Origin of the sequence: Amphibacillus sp. Q70 (assembly GCF_052055485.1) — a bacterium.
Classification (GTDB): domain Bacteria; phylum Bacillota; class Bacilli; order Bacillales; family Amphibacillaceae; genus Amphibacillus.
Genome location: NZ_CP197171.1, coordinates 2183327 through 2205493, shown reverse-complemented (window position 1 = coordinate 2205493; position 22167 = coordinate 2183327). Strand labels below are relative to the sequence as shown.

Genomic DNA, 22167 nt, shown 5'->3' with positions numbered 1-22167 from the left:
CTTTTTGAATTATATCTGATTGATTACAATCTGTGAATTGTAGTCAGTCCATTTTATCTTTTCTGGCTAATACATTAACTAACTCAACTTTCGCATCAAAATATTAAGGTTCAACTAAGATGACTGAAGGGTGGACTAACGATTAAGTCCATGTATTGACATTGTAAATAGATATTTTGATGAATCATCCCTTTATTATAAAGCTATCGTTATTAACCCGCAGGGGAGATATGCTCCGCTTTCCGTGGGTGTGGCTTGAGCTAACTTTACCAAGTCAAAACCACTTGTCAAAGTGGAGCTCAAGTTCACGCTACTCCCACAGGACAAGGAAAGCATCGTCAGCGAAACATCGCACGAAGAAAATTGCCTTTTATTTTCGAGGATGGGCTGAAGATCCAATTGAGAAGCGTTCTTTGCGACTCAAGTTAGCTGAAAGCAGGTTAAGTTCGCCACCCTTGTGGCAGAGCTTTTGATGGGACGAGTAATCGCAGTCCCAACACCTGCATGATCTACGTCCTGTAGCCCTTAATCCCTGTGGAAAGCAAATCCATTGCTTTTCGGAACGAAATAAAGTTGAGTAACTAACAATTAGGTTATGTGATGTCAAATAAAAAAATGAATTTTAACTTCAATACATAGAGTGACATTAAAGGGCTTTTCTCCCTAGAGTTAAGTCACTCTTGTTTTAATACAATCTACCGATTTAGAAAGCAACTCACTGTTCATCTAAAACCTTGAATATATATAGTAGGTTTCCTGCTTACGATGTCTGATTGATAACAGCCTCTCTTCTCTATTGAACAAGTTGAATAGGAAAGTTTGACTGATCACTAAAGCTAGATGATGAAAAATCAGGTATGCTATTTACCTATCACAGCTTATGTTTTCCAATTGTATTAGAAAAACTCATAATTACTTATCTTTAACTGAATTTGTTCGATTTCATTTGCTTTAATCCACTTCCCTTTGTTGCACAAAAAAACGCCTGATTTGAATTGGCGTTTTCCTTCATGTCACTAAGCGGGAACAGCTCATCGGCTTTTCACTAGTAAATCGACTGCTTCTTCGATAAAATCTTTTTGATCAGATTTTTCCAGTTTTTCAGCTTCAAGAACACAGCCAACTAGATTGGAGCTAACAATAAGCCCCATTGTCCGATCAATCGCTGTTCTAACAGCAGACATTTGTGTAATCACATCTTTACAATCTTTCTCTTCTTCCATCATTCGAAGAATACCCCTCATTTGCCCTTCTATCCGTTTCACACGATTCTTCATCTGAGGATTATATTCCATGATCATTCTCCTTTTTTTATCCAATCTATCGTCTATTTTTTAATTAAGCGAATTTACTTAAGCGTTTTTTACAACAACATTTTTCATTGATCATCGTATAACCAGCCACCTTATGACCATAACGCTGCAATAACCGAATTCCAAGATTTTTTTCAACAACATTTCCTGCAATCACATAAAGTTCTTGTTTCGGTAGTTCATGATGATGACGCTTGATATAAGCAATTGGTAATGGAGTTGCCTGATCAATCCTTTCTTTTGCAGAATCATTGTAATCACGAAGATCAATTTTTACCTGTTTATCCATTAGATTATGTCTGCTGACACATCTGACACCCTTAATTGGAACATAACGGATATAAAACATATATATAATCAGAACTAATAAAAGTAGGGAGACAACCCACATATCTCAGAAAACCTCTCAATCGTAAAAAATGAATTATCTTTATTTTATACCCCAGAACGTATATAGTCAATTGATATATATTTCGATCAAAATATTGAAACCCTAGAAAAGACGAGCATCACACAATCGAAAATGCGTGAATGCTCGTCCGCTAAATTTAAATGGAATTAAAATAATCAACTAACGTGGCGAGACCACGATCAAAATTAGCTAAAAGAAAGCTTTCATTTGGTGAGTGTAATCGGTCATCTGGTGTACCAAATCCTAATAAAACGATGGGTATATTAAAAATATCATCAATCCATTCAACAACTGGAATGGATCCACCCATACGGACAAAAACAGACGGATGATTAAATGCTTTACTATAACTTGTAGCCGCTTTTTCAATCAATGGATGATTTGGATCTACTTTATAGGCTTTGGCTGATAGAGGTTCACGTTCGATTTCTACTGTTACCCCAGCTGGGAGATTTTCCTCAATATGGGTAACCAAGCCGTCTTGAACTTTTTCAGGATCCTGACCAGGGACTAGGCGACAAGTTAACTTAGCTGTCGCTGACGCAGGAATAATTGTTTTTGTTCCTTCTCCTTGGTAACCCCCAAACATTCCATTCACTTCAAGAGTCGGGCGCCCCATTGTATGTTCAACGGCTGTATAACCTGCTTCAGAAACCGTCTCAGAAACACCTGTTGTTTTTATATAATCTTCACTAGGTGCTGTAGTTATCAGTTGTCGTTCTTCATCGGTTAACGGCTCAACATCATCATAGAAACCATCAACTAAAACCACTTCATGTTCATCCTTCATTGAAGCTAACACTTGAGCCATAGCCATCAATGGATTACGTATAGCTCCACCATAAATACCTGAATGGAGATCATTAGCAGGACCATGAATCGTGAATTCCAAGCCAGTAAATCCCTTGAGACCATATAAAATCGTCGGTTGTTCTTCTGTCACCATACCAGAATCAGAAATCATCGCAAAATCAGCAGCAAACTGAGCCTTCTTCGTTTGTAAAAGATCATATAGATGTTCACTACCAATTTCCTCTTCACCTTCAATACAGACTTTAACATTAATCGGCAGTTTCCCTGTTGTTTTCATAAATGCCTCGAAAACGGCCAAATACATAAAGACCTGACCCTTATCATCACTTGCTCCTCGAGCAAAAAGACGACCATTTCTTACAGTAGGTTCAAAAGGATCACTTTCCCATAATGGTAATGGATCTGCAGGTTGAACATCATAATGCCCATAGACAAGCACTGTTGGTGCGTCATTGCCTGCTCCCAGCCATTCACCATATACCAGTGGATGTCCCTTTGTCTCCTCAATCTCAACCCGATCGAAGCCGATTTTTTTCAGGTAATCAGACACAAAAGAAGCAGCCTCACAAACATTATCCTTAAACGCTGAATCTGTACTGACACTCGGAATTCTCAAAAAATCATTTAATGCTTCTAATTGTTCTTCTCGATGATCCACTAAATATTTTAATACTGCTTCTGTCAAAACGTTCACATCCCTTTACAAAAAATATCTTATTTATTCAGAAAAGACATTTGGCCAGCTTGCCTTCTTAGCCAGCATAGTTCTGGCAATATCCTGTGCTCCCTCTAAGCTATGACTAGCTGCCCAACCACATTGCACTTCATTGCAAGCAGGAACCTCTGTTGCATTCAAAACATCATTTAATGTTTTCTCAAGTGCGTCAATAATTTCATCAAAAGAATCATTGTTAAAAATACTTAAATAGAAGCCTGTCTGACAACCCATCGGACCAATATCTAATACACTATTTAAATGATTACGAATATTTTCAGCCATTAAATGTTCTAACGAATGTAAGCCTGGCATGTCCATATGCTCTTGGTTAGGTTGACAAAAACGCAAATCATATTTATAAACTTGGTCACCTTGTTTCCCCGTTGTGACTCCAACAAGTCTGACATATGGTGCAACAACTTTCGTATGATCTAGGTTAAAACTTTCAACATTCATTTTTTTCATCATTAATCACTCCTACCTCTTGTTTTTCATATCTATACGATATCACATCACGTTATGGATGCCAATTTTCAATCTTTATAAGAACAGGAATATTTACTTGTTGAAAACTCAACATAGGGTTAAAGAAAACTGAAAGTTAGAGATGATCAGCACTTATATTTTGGTTTTTATCAACATAATCGTAAAGAAATTTACTAACGATATAGCAGAAAAACTCGCCATCACTCATTAGCACATAGTTGCACTGCCTTCAATGTTCCCATAGGATGTAAACGAGTTTAGTCGAGATACCTTCAAAAGCATTAATTCTATGCTTATATTTAGGACGCTAAAGTTTCTGCTTTATTAAATAACTTATGAGTTGAAGTTCTATCTCTCTTAACATACAAAGAAGGTGCTAGCTCGTTCAAAAGAACTCACTAACACCATAAAACTATTATTATACTGCGTCTTCTAAAGCTGCTTCAACAGCTGCCATAATCGCTTCTGACGTTACGCTTGCACCGGAAGCAATATCTACATCTGTTGAATTATTTTCTACTATAGAATCAGGAACCTCGTCAAAAGCAGGGTCTGATATGCCTTCAGTTTCACTATGATCAAGAATGGTCACTGAGGCAATCTCACTATTTTCAACGGTTACTTCTACTTCAACCGAACCATTATAACCTTCCGCAGAAGCAGTATAGGTACCATCCTCGTAAGCTACGTCTGGATCAGTATTTTCGATATCATCACCGTCACCACTGTCTAATGCGTTACTAACAGCTGCCATAATTGCTTCTGACGTTACTGTCGCACCAGAAGCAATATCCACGTCTGGAGAATTACTTTCTACAATCGCATCAGGAACTTCATCAAAGGCGGGATCTGATATATCTTCTGTTTCACTATGATCAAGAATGGTCACTGAAGCAATCTCACCATTTTCAACCGTTACTTCTACTTCAATTGGTTCGTTAAAACCATCCGCCGAACCCGTATACGTCCCATCCTCGTAAGCTACGTCTGGATCAGTTTCATTATCTTCTGATTCAGTTCCACTTGCACTACTACTGCCTAGTGCATTATTAACAGCTGCCATAATCGCTTCTGACGTTATGGTTGCACCAGAGGCAACATCTACAGCTGTAGAATTATTTTCTACAATCGCATCAGGAACTTTATCAAAGGCAGAATCCGATATGTCTTCTGTTTCACTATGATCAAGAATGGTCACTGAGGCAATCTCTTCATTTTCAACGGTTACTTCTACTTCAACCGGTCCATTAAATCCTTCCGCAGCACCTCTATAAATACCATCTTCAAGATCCCCTGCATCAACGTCTTCAGCAGTTGAATCATCATCCGGTTCTGAGATAATAATATCATTTGTAAACAGGAACACAGTCAGTAGCATAACAAAAAGTGACGCGACTAAGATTTGAATCGTTAAGCGTGTTTTTTTACCCATTGTTCAAGTCCTTTCCGAATAAAATTAAATTCATTAGAATCCAAAGTCATCTAGATGAATTTGTTCATCACTTACATGTCCATTAGCTAATACTTTTCTAGATGCATCTAACATTGGACCCGGTCCACAAACAAAGAAATGACCATCTTTATACTTGTCTGCCCCAACTTCTTCTAAAAACTCATTGGTAATGAAACCAAATGGATAGCCCTCAACTTCTTCATTAGAGAAGATAATATGAAGATGGAAGTTTGGATTTTGTTTTTTTATTTCTTCAAATTCATCTAACATAAACATGTCTTCTTCAAAAGCCAAACCCCATACACAGTGGATTTCGCGTTGTGAGTTTTTCTCTACTTCGTGGCGTAGAACACTTAGGTTTGGTGTTAAACCAATCCCTCCACCCAATAGCACAAAAGGTACTTTGTCTTCAGGTGATTGCTCTACTTCTTCAGGTAAGAAATGACCGTATGGACCTTCTAAAGTTGCGATATCTCCGACCTTAATGTTTGCTAAAGATTCAGTCCAATCCCCAGCCTCTTTAATCATAAACTCAATTGAGTTACTATAACGTTTTGTTATAGCACTTGAAGTTGAAAATGGATGACCTTCTCGCGTGATATCTGCCCCTTTGAAACGAATAAAAAAGTAATCTCCAGCGGTATAATTGTCAATTTTCCCCTTTACAGGTTCAACCTCGACTACCCATAAAGAAGGCGTTGCTTTATAGATTTTAGAAACTTTATACCTAGATGAGGCAACGATTTTAAATTTCCATAATACATAATACAATAAGGTAGCAACTGTATAAGTGTTTAATAATATCATAAATAAAAGGTTATTAGCTAAGAAAGGTAAGAAATACATGTGGAAATAAACGGCTACAATGGCTACAATGGCAAAACGATGTAACCATAAATTAACTTCACGATTTAATTTTTCTTTGAACTTACTAAATGTTTTACTTTTGTCTACATATATACCTGATAAAGAAAAAATACCAGAAAACATAACAATAATTAAGGCAACAACACCACCCCAACCCGTTTGTGATACAATGGTCATGTCTGTTACCCATTGAAATCCATTCCATTGAATAATGACATGTATCACGATTAAAAATGACAATATGACAGACATAACTGCGTGTACTTCATACATTTCAGGCATTCCAAAATGCTTCTCTAGAAATCTAGGACGTGACCCAATAAATGTTACTGTTAACATCATCGTATAGGCTAATAAACCTGTTGAAAATGATATTAACGTACTTACATCAATTGAATCCATAGACATTAACATTGCACCAAGTAATGTTGCAAAAGAAACTAATGAAATGATTGGAAATAACCAATCAGACCAAAATTTTTTATTTCTCATATTTGTCTCCCTCTTATTTTATTTTTGATCACAATTCTATGTGAAATTGTGATCAAAGTAAATTTTAACATAATATGATCTATAACTACAGAATATATTGATAAAAACATTCAACAAATCATGTTTTGTGTCAAAAACTATCTGATTATTATAATAATTAAATCAATTTTTTTATGTCCATATATTCTTAGGGATAAAGGATTATCTAGAATTGGAACAAATATGTCATGCATAAAATAGCAAAACCTACACCTCCATCATCATTCAAATATCTTTAAGGAAGTCTCTTGCATTCTCTATCACTAAACAGTGATTGGCAGTAGCATATGGCTCACATTCAGAACCATTAATAATAATCGTATTGATTTTCTTTATGGGATGTTAATTTAATATTTGTTGGAAATGCAGCGCTTCTCATTCCAACAATTCCTGCTTTGGCGATAATCTCGAGCTTCTTTTGTGGGTTAAGCTCATCGTCATCAGCAAACAGTGGGGTATTACATTCATCTTTGTCATCATTTTAATGATAATACACGGTTCTTCTCCTCTTACCGTGGGATGTTTTTGTGTTCTCAACCACTTCTCCTCAAATAGAAGAGTGGCTATTAACAGAAGTCATATCTTGTTTTTCAGCGATTAATGTACCAATCTTTACCCAATTACCTACATCTACAATAGGTATAGACGGGGCATCAATTGGCATTGACAGAGGAAAAATAAGCGTCCAAGCAAATTAGCTTCTTTCGTCGCCTTATGGCTGCTCTGTCCGATCCTTTCGTTTAATGGTATATTCGCCTTCATGTTGGCAACCTAGTTTCAATAAGAACATTTACACTCCCCTTCCTAAATAGCATTATAAAATTACCTAAAATAAGGTATAATTAATTCACTCAATTATAGTTATTCAGGAATTTTATAGGTTCATTTTACAATAAAATAAAGCTCCTTTCTATGTTATCTTTAAATTTTTTTAAATTTTATTGAGATTTGTTGATAAAGGCTGAGGATAAAACGATCAATTATTGAGAAGAATCAGATATTTGTGTAGAAATCACTATAAAGGAAGTCCAATTAAGTTCAACCTTTGTGGTCAATGTCAACCTATCTTCTGTCAAGCAATAAGGTTGAGGACAAGCCCAAAGAAAGTGTAAGATATTTCTGGAATAACAAGTATGAATCGGATTTCTTCTATCCCAGCAAAAAAAACAGTGAGCAAAACACTTATTGCCCACTGTACTATTTATTCATTTTAAGTGACAATAATATTTACTAAGTGATACTCTCAATTATCGATCACGTGTCGGGAAAATTCGTTCAATCATTTCCGTAAATTGGTCAAAGAATCCCTCAATCGGTTCGCCATCATCTATATCTTGCATATAATTTGAAGTTAGATCAACAAAGTCTGGATTTGAGGATACATAAACATTGTCAATTTGATTATCAGAATCTTTAACTGCTTCGGTAACTTTTTGTTCGACTTTGTCTGACAACTCATTATTTCGGTCACTAGTATCATCATCTTCTAAATGACAAGCAACATATGCATTATTGCCCATTGTTAAAACATAAGCACGGTCAATTTCATCAACTTCTGAACTCACATCTTCAGCAATTCGATCGGCAACACGATAATTATCTTGTCGATTAGAACGTCTTTGACCCTCTTCTTGCCTTCCATCTTCTTGTTGACGCATTTGGCGATTGTTACGATTTCTAGCTGTTTGATCAGGTCGACCATTTTGATCTAATTGGCTGCCATCAAAGAATGGATCTTGCTGATTCTGCTCCCAAGCCCCACCTGGGCCACCAGGATACTGATTAATACCATTATCATAGGCATCTCTTTGATTGGGATGATTTCTGACATTTTCTACATTGTCCAAGTTTCTGTCATTCATCGACTCGTTGTTATTAGTACCACAGCCAAATAGCATAGTTAAGGCCATTCCAATTACAAGCATGTGCTTTATTCGCATATTTAACCCTCCTTTTATATTAAGTCAGTTTTAATATGCCAACAAAAACAAATTTAATACGATGAAATCTAAGCCAAAGACAGTAAACTTCACCAGTTTTATTTCTAATGTTTCGGTCAAACTAAAAACGTCCCAATATGTTCTGCAAGAGGAGCGAAACCAATGGCTACACTTGATTATGATAAAGCACTGTATTACACAATTTGGCAACAGTGGGATGATCTATTAGTTATTATGGTGCGAACAAAGGATGATTTTTTGGCAAAAAAAATAAATAACTTTCTTTGTGCCTTTCAATCAGAAAAAAACACAAAAAAAATTATTCAGCAACATGAAAATTTACTTCACTATTTAGATCATGCCATGGAAATCTAAAAAGGGAGCTAAGCTCCCTTTTTAACATTATAAAACGAAACTTCAATCAGCGGGAGTTAGGCCTACAGGACGTAGGTCATGCATATGGTTCCGGTGGGACGAGTAACCGCAGTCCCAAGTCTTTTCGGTGGGGTGAGTAATCGCAACCCCAGACGTTGCGACAGGACGTCGCGAACTTAGTCTGCGTTCCTTAATACCCACTGGTTGTTAAGGAACACAAGCTAACGTCTTCGTGTCCTGGGACTCAGAATAAGAAAATTACTTATTCTTGCGGTGTAAAGCTCCGTAGTTTTCCTTAGTGCGGTTACTCGTCCCACCGAAAACATTTGCGAAAACGCTTGTGTGACCAACATCGTGTTGCCCCGAGTGAATCAGGACATTAGCTCACCTGTATCTCCCGCCTAATAGATTTGTTTCCTTTCTCTTAGGTGGGACCACAGGCTAGAACCACCACATCGTGTGGTAACGCCTGCGTGACCAACGTCGTGTTGCCCCGAGTTTTACGGACGGTTATCTGTGATAAAGGGAAACTTTGGTCAAGGAATCCAGCTATACAAGTTAATTAATTAGTTAAAATTCGATCAATATTTTCAATAGGTACAGCAAGCCCTAGCTTACCAAGTTCTTGATCATTTGTTGTCGCATAAATAACACCAATAACCTCACCCTGACCATTGATTACAGGACTGCCGCTATTGCCACGATAGACCGGGGCATCTAACATCATCACCTCTGTCGCTAAGCTTTGTCTCGCCGTCATGCCAATCCACTCACCTTCGTTAGCAATACCATTAAATCGGAGGGGATTACCAATAAATAAAACCTGCTGATTACTTTGAAAATCGGCTTCCTCGGCTAATGATAGATAAGGCAATTCAGCTTCATCAGCATCCACTTTGACAAGGGCTAAATCTACTTCTTCATCACTCGAAATAACCTTCCCATTATACAATCCAGCTTCTGGATAGTTAACCATAACCTCGTCTTCACCTTCAATAACATGATGGTTAGTCACAATATAACCATCTTCAGTCATCCCAAATCCAGTTCCTTTTCCATCAGTCGTTTCAATCACAACAACCGCTTCTTTAAACATATGAACTGTCTGATCTGCAGATAGCCGAGCGGAAGTCCGTAAAAAATCAAGTGCTGGAATTGAAAAAGTTCGAGGTAATAAGGCGATTACATTTAAACATAAAACAAAAACAATCAAACCATAAAACCATCGTGAAAAACGTGGTTTTTTTGCTTCAGCTTTTACTTTATTTTTCTCTTTTAAATTTGCCTTTTCTATTTCCAACAGTTCAAGCATTTCTTCAGGATCGATCTCTTCATATAAATCTTCATCAATTAAATCGCGGTCTTCTTTTGGCTCCGTCATCTGATCACCTCAGTAGCTCACGTTTCGTATATTTTTAAAAAGCAAAGCTTCTTTTTATAGCTACAACAAAGATCCGAGTTGTTCTTATTCATCATTCACACTCAAAAAATGATCCCTACCTATCGACATTTCCCGGGAAATATCACCATTAGATTTCATTCTGATAAAAAAAACTTGCTTTGAACATTGTTTTTCATCTATCATAGAAAAAAAGATATGGGGGATGTAGTCATGTTATTAGATGATATTTTAAAACATAATTATCAGTTTGTCGAAGAAAAATCATATCAATTATATGAAACAGATAGTATACCAAATAAACACGCCGTGATTTTAACATGTATGGACACCCGTCTCACTGAACTGTTACCTAAAGCAATGAATTTCAAAAACGGTGATGTTAAAATATTAAAAACAGCCGGTGCGTTAATAAAAAATCCTTATGGCAGTGTCATGCGAAGTATTCTTGTCGCCGTTCATGCCTTACAAGCAGACGAAGTTTATGTAGTAGGTCATCATAATTGTGGAATGAGTAATTTAGATACTGACGATCTCATTGAACGTATGAAAATAAATGGTGTTAGTGAAGATGATTTAAATCAATTGGATATTGATGTTAAAGAGTGGTTCCAAGGATTTGATCAGATTGAAGAATCGGTAAAAAGCTCTGTTGAGTTAATTGATCAACACCCTCTTTTGCCTGATGATATGCCTGTTCATGGATTAGTTATCGATCCACAGACTGGGAAACTTGATCTCGTTATTAATGGCTATGAATAAGGCAAAGCGAAAATTCAATTTTTATAATGCTAAATCCCATTCCTAAATTCAAATTCAAGTAAGCAAGTAACGACTTGAAAGATCAGTCACAAAAAACTCGCTTATCATCAAGTATAAAGGGAAACTTCATTCAGTGGAGGGTTTTCGCTCTTCTTCCACTGATGGAGACTGGGACTCAGAATAGGTAAGGTGCTTATTCTTGCCCGATCAAAGAAATAAAAGATTTGATTGGCGATAAGCCAAGTTTTTCTAACCTGGCAAATACGCCGTAGCTTTCCTTACTGCAGTTACTCACCCCACCGAAAACCATTGTTGTTTCGAGTTTTACGGTCGATTTTCTGTGATAAAAAGCCAGTTATGCCAAAAGAACAATGATCAACTCATCAATGCTTTATATAGTAATTTAGGTTAGAATCTTTGATATGACTGGCCATTTTCTTAATTAAGGTGATAGCAGTTAGCTCTTCAATTATTCCTTTAATATTTGTTGCCAAATTTCAGCCAGAGAAATGTTAAAATACGATTCAAAATTTATCGATTTTCGATTTGGAAAATAATCATTATATTTTTTCAATAAATCCAATTCATCTCCAGAAAAAAATTGCTCAACTATAAATTTAATAATTAGATAACTTCTAAAATAGTCAAACATGATGCTGTCAATACTACCCTCATAGGTCTCCTCACCAAAATCAAACACACTATGATTCCCATATTTTTCATTCAATTGTTTGGCAATCGTGCGTTCTATTTTTGTGATTTCTTCCATCTCGGCTGTTGATAATAAATTCTTTCTAGGAATGTAAAAAGCCATTCCTTCTTCAAACCAAATATCAGAATCAGCATAATCATCAAAAGTTCCAGGAAATAGATCTATGTGATGTGTTAGCTCATGACAGGCAATCTCTCTTAATTGACTAAACATATTATTTTTATAATACTCGTCAACCCATTCCATGGCATAGTCACCTTGTTGTTCATGAAAAATGTCTAACCATTTCGTTTTATCAGGACTTAGGTAAATGGCCTCATTTCTAGTATAAGCAGGTAGTTTTATATTGCTAAAAATATGTGAGGCAATATATGGTGTCGTCCAAACAAAACCATTCGGTAATTCTTTAAGTTCATATTTTTCTTCCAAAATAGCCTTATATTGATTAATTTCTGGAATGAGCTGACTAATAACATCTTCATATTCACTATACTCTTGTTTAGTTTCAAAAGCATATATATACTTCATTCTTTAACCTCCAAATGATTCATAGCTCTACTAAAGAGTAAAAAGCAAATCGAAAGATGGCGATCTGCTTTTTATCCTTTCCCTATTTAGCTAGTTCAAAGATTTCTTCAATCACACGTTCGGTTGCATCCTGGCGTTCATAATTGGACATGTTCTCTTTGATCTTTTCAGTAGATTCAATTAAGTCAGTTACTTGATGCAAAAATTGTTCTTCCGTTAAATCTTCTTCAAACAAAACATGAGCATAGCCTTGTTTTTCAAAAGCCTCTGCATTTAAGATTTGATCACCACGACTTGCTTGTCGTGATAGCGGAATCAGTAACATTGGTTTTTTCAAAGCGAGAAACTCAAAGATTGCATTGGCTCCTGCTCGAGAAATAACTAAATCAGTGGCCGCTAATAAATCAGGCAACTCTTGATTGACATATTCAAATTGTTGATAGCCGAACTTATTCACTGTCGGATCAAGATTTCCCTTTCCACAAATATGAATAATTTGATGTGTTTTTGTTATTTCATCAAGTTGGTCTCGAACAGCTTGATTAATTCTTTGCGCTCCTGCACTTCCTCCCATTACCATAATGACAGGCTTTTGTTCCGTTAAATTAGCCAACCTTAGACCACGCTTACGGTCACCGGCAAACAATTCTGGACGTACAACTGCACCAATCCAACTCGCTTTCTCTTCGGGTAAGTGCTTTAAAGTTTCTGGAAAAGTCGTTAACACCTTCTTGGCAAAAGGAACCGCAATCTTATTGGCTAGGCCAGGGGTAATATCAGATTCATGAATCACTGCTGGAATTCCCTTTAAACGAGCAGCAATTAATACCGGCACTGAAACAAAACCACCTTTAGAAAAAATAACTTGCGGCTTACACTTACGCAAAATAGATAAAGTTTGAAAAATTCCACCTAGTACTTTGAATGGATCTTTAATATTTTCAATTGATAAATAACGGCGTAACTTGCCAGTTGAAATAGGGTGATAAATCACGTCATCCTGTTGTTCAATTAATTCACGCTCAATGCCTTGCTTTGAACCAATATAGTCGATCGACCAACCTGCTTGTTTCAAGATTGGAATAATCGCTAAATTGACCATGACATGCCCTGCTGTTCCTCCACCAGTTAAAACAATTTGCTTTTTTTTCATAAAATTGTACCTCTTTCATCAGATCATACTAAATCCTATTCTAATTTTAGCACAAACATTAACGGAGAGGGTAACATTTCATGATTGACATGATTGCGCCACCTTAACCAGCTCCTCCTTTGAAACTGGGCGTGACGGATTATCATCACCGATTATACTCGAACGAAATTCAAGTTTATAACTCAGACCATTTTTTTCCCACGTTAACATTTTGGCAAAGCCATTATCGTGATAATGAGCTGAAGTGGATGAATCTATTTTAATGTCTTCTGCCATCTCCCCAAGCTCAAATATGCCTTCTGTCACTTGATAGGTTAATAAATCATTTTCTCTTGAATAAAAGCTAATATCGAGGGCTTCCTCATCTGTTTCTACAATCAAATAAGGGTCAGAGATAATGAACTCAACAGGGATTGGAACGTACTCGGGGACTTCTGGATTAAAGGTCACTTGACGTACTGCTGCCTCTACTTCTTCTTTTTCATAAGTGTAATAGCCGTCCGGTACGCTCGCTTCACTCTGGCAGCCAATGAGCAAAAACAGACTCAATATGATCAAGCCATACCAGCCTTTTCTTTGCTTGGTTGAAAAGGGTAAGATTTTATCGATAATTATATCAGTTAAATTAGTATTTTCGTTACCAGAACTTAACGATAAATCATGGTCCTCTACCATAGTGCCCCTCCTCCATATTTAGCTTAACAAATAATCACTCTACAAAGATAGACGTGTTTAATTAAGTTTTGTTACAATTTGACCAAATATGTATTCAAAATTTTAAAAAGTTATTTATTATCGCTTATGATGGAGGGACAAGTGTTTCACACTCTGCTTTTAACTCATTAAATTTTTAAAGAATTCAACCATGACACGCCATGGGTTATTGCCAATCATAAAGCCAAGCATCATGAAGATTACACTTAACATCACTAGAGAAAAACCAGCAAATCCATCAATTTGTAATATATCTGAAATAATTAATAAGCAAATACCGAATAATAAACAAATATAATTGGCATAGATTAGTTTCATCAATAACCTCCATACTCAATCATTTAAAATAATTGAAGTTTAGTTAAGACACACTGTTTTTTAAATAGTTGAACCCATTAGGCAAACCAATCAAAATGGTCCACTTTCAATAACTAACCCTGACAAATTTGGATATATTTCCTTAACAATAATTGTATATTTATTATTCATATCTTTCAAGTCTGACTAGCGTTAATATTGAGTTTTTTTATTAAACAAAAATAGACAACAGGGATATGTCACACCATTTCAGTGCTGAATATCCCTGTTATGAAAAGAAGTATATAGAGATATGCCATAATACATTAGTACAGCCTCTCTTAATGCATGTTCGGAAATCCCTGTTGCTTAAGTACATCGTAAACAATGATTGCAGCCGTATTGGATAAATTTAATGACCGAACTTTATCATTTGCTGCCATATGAATTCTTAAGCAGCGGTCCTCCCTTCCCTTTAACAGTTCTTTGGGAATCCCATTGGTTTCACGTCCGAAAACAAAAAATAAATCTTTATTTGGATCACCAAAATCAAAGTCAGAATAGTACTTTGTGCCAAAATTCTCAATATAATAGAATTCACCTTGCTGATTTTTATCATAAAGTTCATCAATTGAATCATAATATTCAATCTTAACATCACGCCAATAATCCAAGCCAGCTCGACGCAGCATTTTATCATCAGTCGAAAAACCAAGTGGACGAATCAAATGTAAGGTCGCATGGGTTGCTAGACATGTTCGGGCGATATTTCCTGTATTTGCAGGTATTTCTGGTTGATACAAAACAACATGAACACTCAAATTCTTTCACCTCTATCAATTAATCACCAGAATATTATAACACACCACTGCCAATAGCAAAGAATTTATATTGACACGCTGGTGTCCATGCCAGTGAATCTTGATAGTCCCAGTAACGGTGACGTGAATTATTTGTATGGGCGTTGACTAGAGGCATATTATCATGATTTTTAGCCACAACGATTGTGGTATGGTCATAACGACCATCCCCTTCAAAATCATAGCAAATGACATCCCCAAGTTGAAGTTTTTCAGGTGCATCTACTTCAGTTGCTTGTAAACCTTTGGTTGATCCACTTAAATACCAACGAAAAGCATGTGCAACAGACCAGCTAAAGCTCCAATCATCATTTTGGTACCACCAACCTGTTGAGCGATTCGGAAAACCACGCATCGGTGCACCACCAGCACGCAAACATTGTGAAATATAATTTGTACAATCATTGACTTCGAAAAAATGATACGCCGGATTGGCATCATTCCACCAATATTCAGCATACCTAACCGCTTCTTGTCGATCATAATAAAAGCGTTCAAGTTCCTTGACAGGTGTTAATTCGATAATTGGATTGGAACGATCTTCAACAACCGCTTGATTCTGCTCTGGCAGCTCTCGGTCTGAATGGAAACGACTTCGATAAAATATAGCTTGATGACGGCGACACTGTTCTTCACGATAAAAATGATTCCCCTTTTTAATAAGGAAGCTAACGTGTAAGTTATATTGACATTCTACTTCTTGATCTGGTAATTTGCGCTCACTGAGAACTTGGCCGGACCCAGTCATGCGGATAACCTGGTAACCTCGCTCTTGATGAAGATTCCGAACACGATTTACCCAATTATCCTTTTCCTCGGCTAACTGGGTTCGCCAAAATTGATTCAAACCCAAGACGCATCACCCCTTCATAACTCAATTTATGAAGGGGTGTCTGTCATTATGTCATGACTTGCTCATAGGCCAAGCCTTTTTTCATTTCCGCTAAAACTTCAGGATCTGTCTCTTTTGCTTCTGCTGTTCGAATCGCTTGATAGCTATCAGAACGAGCGATTTTTCCAATCGCCCAGGCAGCTGTACCCCGAATCACAGGACGCGGATCTTCATTCATTAGCCGTATCAGCTCATCAACAGCTGCTTCCTCTTTATAATGAGCAAGAGCAATAATCGCATTCCGTTGAATGGGCTTTTTCCCTCGCCATGAACCAGCCATCTTACCAAATTTGTTCTTAAACTCTCGATTTGACAACGACAGAAGGGGTAGTAACTCAGGTTTAACAAGTTCTGGATCTGGTTCTAGCTCTGGATGTAGATGACTATCAATCCCTCTATTTTTTGGACAGACCACCTGGCAATTATCATAACCATATAGTTGATTACCTATTTTACCCCGATATTCGTCCGGCATAAAACCTTTTGTTTGCGTGATAAAAGCGAGACAATTTTGGGCATTTAAGCGACCTGGGGCAACAAGGGCACCTGTTGGACAACGATCGATACAAAGTGTACAATCACCACAATCATCATCTATTGGTTGATCGGATGGGAAAGGGAGATTGGTTATCATCTCACCGAGATAAACATAGGAACCGAACTCCGGGGTAATAATCATACAATTTTTACCACTCCATCCGATTCCAGCACGTTCTGCAACAGCTCGATCGGATAACTCTCCGGTATCAACCATTGATCGAGAGCGAAAACCAGGTACACGTGCTGCAATAAATGCAGTTAATTGTTCAAGTCTTTCATTGAGCACCTCGTGATAATCATTGCCCCAAGAAGCTCGGCAAAAGTTCCCTCGCCTTTGTCCCCGCTTATTCGACATGCGATCTTTCATTCGTGATGGATAAGCAACGGCAATAGCAATAATCGATTCAGCCTCATTTAAATGAAGCTTCGGCTCTGTTCGCTCTTCTATAGTCCCTTTTTCAAAACCAGATGAGTAGCCGGCATCTTGTTGCACTTTTAGTCGTGCTTTCATCTCAGCGAATGGATTGGCTGAGGCAAAACCTATTTTATCAATTCCTATTGTTTTAGCATAATTAATGATATCTTCCTTTAATTGTTCATTAGCCAATCGTTAACCCTCCTTTTTCTCGATCATTTTAGGTTAGAAACATTCGCCTGATCTCGCTCGTTACTTGTACATGGTGATACTGACTTCAATATTCTGATAGATTGTGGAATTTGAGCGAGGATCCTGTGACTGTCTTTGTTATTCTTATACTCCAAATCTTAACATGTCTACTTTGTCGAATCACCTTTTCCATACCTTTTACTTTAACAAATAATGATGAACATAACAAAGAGGAAAGGCGTTTAATTGGCAACTAAACGCCTTTCCTCTTTATTAAATCACATCGTTAATATTAAACTTATAAGCCCATTTCCTCTTTAAGGCGCTGTAATTCATCATCAACAGCAGCCGAACTTTTGTCTGGAGTATATTTTTCTGCTAGACTTTTTGCTTCATCAACAGGTTCTTCATTTAATTCAGCCATCGCACTGGCTTCATCCAAACGCTGATTTACTTTATCTTCCATACGTTGGAATGCACCCATTGTTCCCCTAGCTCGGCCTGTTGTTTTATCTAACTTGTTCATTTTTTCTTGTGTTTCGGCAACTGATAATTGTGCTTTGAGCATAGCCCGGCGGTTTTTTAGTTTTTCAATATCAGAAGATAATTTATCATGCATCTGGCGCATTTTGCTCGCATTTTCATGTGCAACCGCATAAGATTTTGCTAATCCAACACCGATGTCTTCAAGCTCTTGTTTTTTAGCCAAAAAGACACGAGCATCTTCATCATTACCTGCAGATAAAGCTTTCTTAGCAAATCGATTATACTTCTGAACCTCAGCTTCATTATCATCAACCAACCGTTTTGAACGTGCCTCCTCAGCCATAATACTAGCGGTATCCTTTTTTACTTCAGCTAAATCTTTCATCATATTACGCAAATACTGGTCAATCATTTTCTCTGGGTTTTCCAGTCGATCAAGTACCGCATTAATATTAGAACTAATAATATCTTGAAAACGAGATAAAATCGACATTTATATTCCCTCCCTTTAAAATTAATTTAGTTGTACAAAACAACAATGTAATAATCGACCCTTCCTCTGGTGAGGAAGGGCAGAATAATTCTTTATCTTATTGCTCTTCTTCTATATCTTCATTCGTTTCTATTTCTTCTTTAGCTAAACCCATGGATTCCTTCATCCGAAGCAATTCATCCTCAACAGCAGCTGAACCTTGATTTGAAGCATATTTTTCTTCAAGTGCTTTTGCATCATCTTCAGGCTCTTCATTCAATTCTGCGATTGCATTTGCTTCATCTAACCTGCGAGTAGCTTTTTCCTCCATTCGTTGGAATGAACTCATAGCACCTTTTGACTTTCCAGTTGATTTATTTACTTTATTAATTTTCTCTTGTGTGTCAGCAACAGACATCTGTGCCTTAATCATCGACCGGCGACTTTGAAGTTTTTCAATATCACTAGAAAGCTTATCATGCATTTGCCTCATTTTACTCGCATTTTCATGGGCTGTTGCATAGGTTTTGGCTAAATTAACACCAATATCCTCAAGTTCTTGCTTCTTAGCAAGAAAAACGCGAGCATCATCATCATTACTAGCTGTTAGGGCTTTCTTAGCTAATTCAGCATATTTAGCAACATCTGCCTCATTTTCATCAACAAGTCGTTTAGCTTTTTCTTCTTCAGCCATAATGCTTGCTGTATTCTTCTTAACCTCTGCTAAATCATTCATCATGTTGCGTAAATATTGGTCAATCATCTTCTCTGGATTTTCCATTCGATCTAGTACAGCATTGACATTTGAACTAATAATATCTTGAAAGCGATTTAATATTGACATAATTATATGTCCTCCTTAATAAAGAAATGATTAATTATTGTTTTGAATCATCTTCATATTTTTTGGTTAAATCATCTGTTTCGCTGCTACCAAATTTGGATAATGGCTTACTTAAGATTTCCTTAGTTTGCTCTGCTTCTAAATTTTTCTGTGCTTTCTTATGCTTCCACCAACTAAATAGCAAGAAGATAAGAATTACAATAGCTACAACGATCCAGACTGTTATCCAAGGTGAACGAGTAACCTCCATCATCCGATCAGCTGCCTCTTGGAAGGATCGACTAAAGAATTCCTCTTCCGACAAGTCAGAAGGATAATAACGATCGATATAATCTAATAAAATATCACCTGCTTCATTATCAATCACCTGACGGGCTTGTGATCCCACTACATAATAAGTTGAATATGTCGTTGGATCAGGTTCGAAAAAGAATAACAATACATGTGCCTCATCAGTGAAAAGCTGACTATAAAGATCATCCGCATAATCCGCTATTTCCTCATCACTAGGATTACTAGAACCATCGACGTTATCAGTAATATACACGTGTGGCTGAACCCCTGTCTCGTTATAAAAATGTCTCAATCCATTCAACATGACCGTTTGATTATTTATCCAACCTAATTCATCCGTATAATAATCGGTTTCATCAACTGATCCTGCTGGTAAAGGCTCGCGCTCTATCGTTGAAGGAACGATATTATTAGATGAATTGGACATAAATAAATTAGAACCGATATTTCCAATTGATGAAAAGAAAATTAAAACAACAGCTAGAAGGAAAACTGACATAAGGATGAAACCACAGCCAGCTCCACCACAACCGCCGCCTCGGCGATAACGTGGTCTTCCCCAGAAAGGCCGACCATAATAAGGTCTTGGTCCGAACCTTGGGCGCGGTCTATAGCCTCCGCCGAAGCCACCACCTAGTCCGCCAGAGCTCCCTCCACCTCTTTGTCTTCCTGATCCGAATGAGCCGCCTGTGCGGGTACGACCGGCACCTCCGCGTCTGCCGCTACCGCCGAAGCCACCACCACGGCTGCCACCGAAAGAACCTCCTCGGCTACCACCGCCGCCACGGCCGCCGCCTCCTCTACCTCTGCCCATAAGCATTCACTCCAAACATTTATTTTTTTATTATCTTACCTAAAATTAGCATACTGAATAATATGTGTCAATTGTGTGTCTTTTTGTCTTTAAAGGGGGGCATGCATTTGGTTTGTTGAAAAAATTGCGGGTAAAATGTGGGATCCAAAGGAACATTTTCACCACTTTTTTAGCAGGTACTTTGTGTATACCCGTTTTTTAGTAAGAATATTCACCTTTTTCAAAAAATAAGTGATTTTACTTACTCAATTATCCTTTTTATGGAATTTTAGCTTACTATTTTACTAACGCAATCTATAAATTAGGTCTATTTCATTAGTCGTGGGAAACGGTAATAGTGACCACTCAAAAAGTTCACTAAACATAATACACTAGTTTAAGGGACTTCTGCTAAAATTATTCATCTCCTGTGATTCAGAATCAAAAGCCACTTTTCCTTATTCTAAATCCTAGGACTTGGTGTTTTTGTCAACCAGCCAGTTACAATACGATAAAACGAAACTTCAATCAGTGGGAGCTAGGGGAACGCAGATTAAAACCGTCACCTCCTGGGACTGGGATTGCGATTACTCTACTCGTCCCACCGAAAACATTTGTGACAACATCTGGGCTTGCGGTTACTCGCCCCATCGAAATCCGTTGTTGCCCCAAGTTTTTCGAACGGTTATCTGTGATAAAATAAAAAACGCAATGCTTCATTGTTCATTCAACGAAGCACTGCGTTAGCAAATTTATAATACTTTATATTATAACAGGTTAAATCGATCAAGACAATCTTTAATTGCATTTTTTTGTTTGAATTAAAAAGTTTAATTGCTATTTAGTGGGGTATTGTAATATTAACTCTGCTGGTTAAATCGCGAACTTAGTAAATTATAAAAATAATTCTGATCTTTATAAAGGAGGATACTAACATGCTTTGGACCATTATTGGGATCTTAATTCTAGCTTGGTTAATTGGCTTTATCTTTGAAATCGCGGGTGGATTAGTTCATATTTTACTCGTGATTGCGTTAGTTGTCTTTATCGCAAGAATGATTAGAGGCAGATAGTAAGGAGCACCCAATAGTTTCAGGGTGCTTTTTATTTTCTATAAACTGTATTCAGCCATGCTCTGGCCATTAAGGCATTACCTGTACTGCTCATATGTACACTATCAATGGTTAACGGTAAGGGCTTAGCACTGTTTAAATAATTAAGGAAAACCTGATGAGTTGGAACAACTGTTAGCTGATACTGCTCAGCCAATTGATTCACCACGTCAACATAAGCGATTAATTTTTGATTGCCTTCAGATTGTGGATTTTCCCCAATAATCGTTGGCTCCATTAAAATAATCTCAGCGCTTGTTTCAGCTTGCGTTTTTTCAATTAAGTGAATGAATAAATGCTCGTATTGATCTGGATAAACTTGCTCTAGATCTGGATGATCAAGCTGGCGCCAAACATCATTGACTCCAATCGAAATCGAGATAATATCTGGATTGAGATCGATAACATCTGCCTGCCAACGAGCAAACAAATCAGTAATTCGATTACCACCAAGACCACGATTTATGATCTCTGGGAATTGATTCGGTGCTTCAATGGCAAGAGTATCGCGAATGATGCGCACATAGTTTTCACCAATATTATCCGCATCTTCAAACCGCCCCCATTCTGTAATACTATCACCGATAAAAACGATTCTTTTACTAGACAATTTTTATTCCCCCTATACTAGCTGAAACACATGTTAATATATGTATTATGACATAAATAAAATGAAACGGCATAGTTTATTTTACCTTAAACACGGAAAATTTGTGTTCTACTGCTACGATTTATGCTTAACTTCTCAGTTTTGTGCGCAATTCTCCACAATCATGCTCAACTTCTCGGATTTT

23 protein-coding genes are annotated in these 22167 nt (G+C 37.1%); 3 read left to right on the top strand and 20 right to left on the bottom strand.

Annotated features, from left to right (window positions below; genetic code table 11):
- Window positions 1–1031 precede the first annotated feature (1031 nt).
- From ACS127_RS09665 to ACS127_RS09630, 8 genes are all read right to left on the bottom strand, one after another.
- Entirely contained in the window at window positions 1032–1295 is a 264-nt protein-coding gene (locus tag ACS127_RS09665; protein ID WP_440894834.1) for a metal-sensitive transcriptional regulator, read from the bottom strand.
- 43 nt (window positions 1296–1338) lie between these two features.
- The gene (locus tag ACS127_RS09660) at window positions 1339–1602 is read right to left on the bottom strand and encodes a hypothetical protein (RefSeq protein ID WP_440894833.1); all 264 of its coding nucleotides are present in this window, start codon (window positions 1600–1602) and stop codon (window positions 1339–1341) included.
- 259 nt (window positions 1603–1861) lie between these two features.
- On the bottom strand, window positions 1862–3223 hold the full coding sequence (locus ACS127_RS09655; RefSeq protein ID WP_440894832.1) for a dipeptidase: 1362 nt from the start codon (window positions 3221–3223) through the stop codon (window positions 1862–1864).
- 33 nt (window positions 3224–3256) lie between these two features.
- The gene (locus tag ACS127_RS09650) at window positions 3257–3724 is read right to left on the bottom strand and encodes an S-ribosylhomocysteine lyase (RefSeq protein WP_440894831.1); all 468 of its coding nucleotides are present in this window, start codon (window positions 3722–3724) and stop codon (window positions 3257–3259) included.
- A 436-nt stretch (window positions 3725–4160) separates the two neighbouring features.
- Window positions 4161–5174, bottom strand: coding sequence for an FMN-binding protein (locus tag ACS127_RS09645; protein WP_440894830.1), 1014 nt, complete (start codon window positions 5172–5174; stop codon window positions 4161–4163).
- 33 nt (window positions 5175–5207) lie between these two features.
- On the bottom strand, window positions 5208–6554 hold the full coding sequence (locus ACS127_RS09640) for a ferredoxin reductase family protein (RefSeq protein ID WP_440894829.1): 1347 nt from the start codon (window positions 6552–6554) through the stop codon (window positions 5208–5210).
- Window positions 6555–7140: 586 nt separating this feature from the next.
- Window positions 7141–7272: a hypothetical protein gene (locus tag ACS127_RS09635; protein WP_440898118.1), complete on the bottom strand. Its 132-nt coding sequence runs from the start codon at window positions 7270–7272 to the stop codon at window positions 7141–7143.
- A gap of 568 nt (window positions 7273–7840) precedes the next feature.
- Complete coding sequence (locus tag ACS127_RS09630) at window positions 7841–8533, bottom strand: YhcN/YlaJ family sporulation lipoprotein (RefSeq protein WP_440894828.1); 693 nt, start codon at window positions 8531–8533, stop codon at window positions 7841–7843.
- Window positions 8534–8695: 162 nt separating this feature from the next.
- Between ACS127_RS09630 and ACS127_RS09625 the strand changes: the two genes are divergently transcribed.
- Window positions 8696–8908, top strand: a complete 213-nt coding sequence (locus tag ACS127_RS09625; protein WP_440894827.1) for a YhdB family protein — start codon at window positions 8696–8698, stop codon at window positions 8906–8908.
- A gap of 562 nt (window positions 8909–9470) precedes the next feature.
- On the opposite strand, the gene ACS127_RS09620 is transcribed toward ACS127_RS09625, so the two are convergent.
- Entirely contained in the window at window positions 9471–10289 is an 819-nt protein-coding gene (locus tag ACS127_RS09620) for a S1C family serine protease (protein ID WP_440894826.1), read from the bottom strand.
- 231 nt (window positions 10290–10520) lie between these two features.
- Between ACS127_RS09620 and ACS127_RS09615 the strand changes: the two genes are divergently transcribed.
- Window positions 10521–11069 carry a beta-class carbonic anhydrase gene (locus ACS127_RS09615; RefSeq protein WP_440894825.1) on the top strand — a complete coding sequence of 183 codons (549 nt, stop codon included), beginning with the start codon at window positions 10521–10523 and terminating at the stop codon, window positions 11067–11069.
- Window positions 11070–11538: 469 nt separating this feature from the next.
- Here the strand turns inward: ACS127_RS09615 and ACS127_RS09610 are convergent, their stop codons facing one another.
- The 10 genes from ACS127_RS09610 to ACS127_RS09565 form a co-directional block, all read right to left on the bottom strand.
- Window positions 11539–12309 carry a hypothetical protein gene (locus ACS127_RS09610; RefSeq protein WP_440894824.1) on the bottom strand — a complete coding sequence of 257 codons (771 nt, stop codon included), beginning with the start codon at window positions 12307–12309 and terminating at the stop codon, window positions 11539–11541.
- Between the two features lie 82 nt (window positions 12310–12391).
- Complete coding sequence (locus ACS127_RS09605; protein WP_440894823.1) at window positions 12392–13462, bottom strand: undecaprenyldiphospho-muramoylpentapeptide beta-N-acetylglucosaminyltransferase; 1071 nt, start codon at window positions 13460–13462, stop codon at window positions 12392–12394.
- A 78-nt stretch (window positions 13463–13540) separates the two neighbouring features.
- Entirely contained in the window at window positions 13541–14137 is a 597-nt protein-coding gene (locus ACS127_RS09600) for a hypothetical protein (protein WP_440894822.1), read from the bottom strand.
- 159 nt (window positions 14138–14296) lie between these two features.
- Window positions 14297–14494: a hypothetical protein gene (locus ACS127_RS09595; protein ID WP_440894821.1), complete on the bottom strand. Its 198-nt coding sequence runs from the start codon at window positions 14492–14494 to the stop codon at window positions 14297–14299.
- A 320-nt stretch (window positions 14495–14814) separates the two neighbouring features.
- The gene (locus ACS127_RS09590) at window positions 14815–15294 is read right to left on the bottom strand and encodes a tRNA (cytidine(34)-2'-O)-methyltransferase (RefSeq protein WP_440894820.1); all 480 of its coding nucleotides are present in this window, start codon (window positions 15292–15294) and stop codon (window positions 14815–14817) included.
- A 34-nt stretch (window positions 15295–15328) separates the two neighbouring features.
- Complete coding sequence (locus ACS127_RS09585) at window positions 15329–16186, bottom strand: amidase domain-containing protein (protein WP_440894819.1); 858 nt, start codon at window positions 16184–16186, stop codon at window positions 15329–15331.
- A 46-nt stretch (window positions 16187–16232) separates the two neighbouring features.
- Window positions 16233–17372 carry a tRNA epoxyqueuosine(34) reductase QueG gene (gene queG, locus ACS127_RS09580; RefSeq protein WP_440894818.1) on the bottom strand — a complete coding sequence of 380 codons (1140 nt, stop codon included), beginning with the start codon at window positions 17370–17372 and terminating at the stop codon, window positions 16233–16235.
- A gap of 298 nt (window positions 17373–17670) precedes the next feature.
- Window positions 17671–18351, bottom strand: a complete 681-nt coding sequence (locus ACS127_RS09575) for a PspA/IM30 family protein (RefSeq protein WP_440894817.1) — start codon at window positions 18349–18351, stop codon at window positions 17671–17673.
- Window positions 18352–18448: 97 nt separating this feature from the next.
- Complete coding sequence (locus tag ACS127_RS09570; RefSeq protein ID WP_440894816.1) at window positions 18449–19174, bottom strand: PspA/IM30 family protein; 726 nt, start codon at window positions 19172–19174, stop codon at window positions 18449–18451.
- A 34-nt stretch (window positions 19175–19208) separates the two neighbouring features.
- The gene (locus ACS127_RS09565; RefSeq protein ID WP_440894815.1) at window positions 19209–20282 is read right to left on the bottom strand and encodes a TPM domain-containing protein; all 1074 of its coding nucleotides are present in this window, start codon (window positions 20280–20282) and stop codon (window positions 19209–19211) included.
- A 914-nt stretch (window positions 20283–21196) separates the two neighbouring features.
- Between ACS127_RS09565 and ACS127_RS09560 the strand changes: the two genes are divergently transcribed.
- Window positions 21197–21334, top strand: coding sequence for a lmo0937 family membrane protein (locus tag ACS127_RS09560; RefSeq protein ID WP_440894814.1), 138 nt, complete (start codon window positions 21197–21199; stop codon window positions 21332–21334).
- Between the two features lie 31 nt (window positions 21335–21365).
- Here the strand turns inward: ACS127_RS09560 and ACS127_RS09555 are convergent, their stop codons facing one another.
- A complete protein-coding gene (locus tag ACS127_RS09555) occupies window positions 21366–21983 on the bottom strand; it encodes an SGNH/GDSL hydrolase family protein (protein WP_440894813.1) in 618 nt (205 codons plus the stop codon).
- Window positions 21984–22167: the final 184 nt, after the last annotated feature.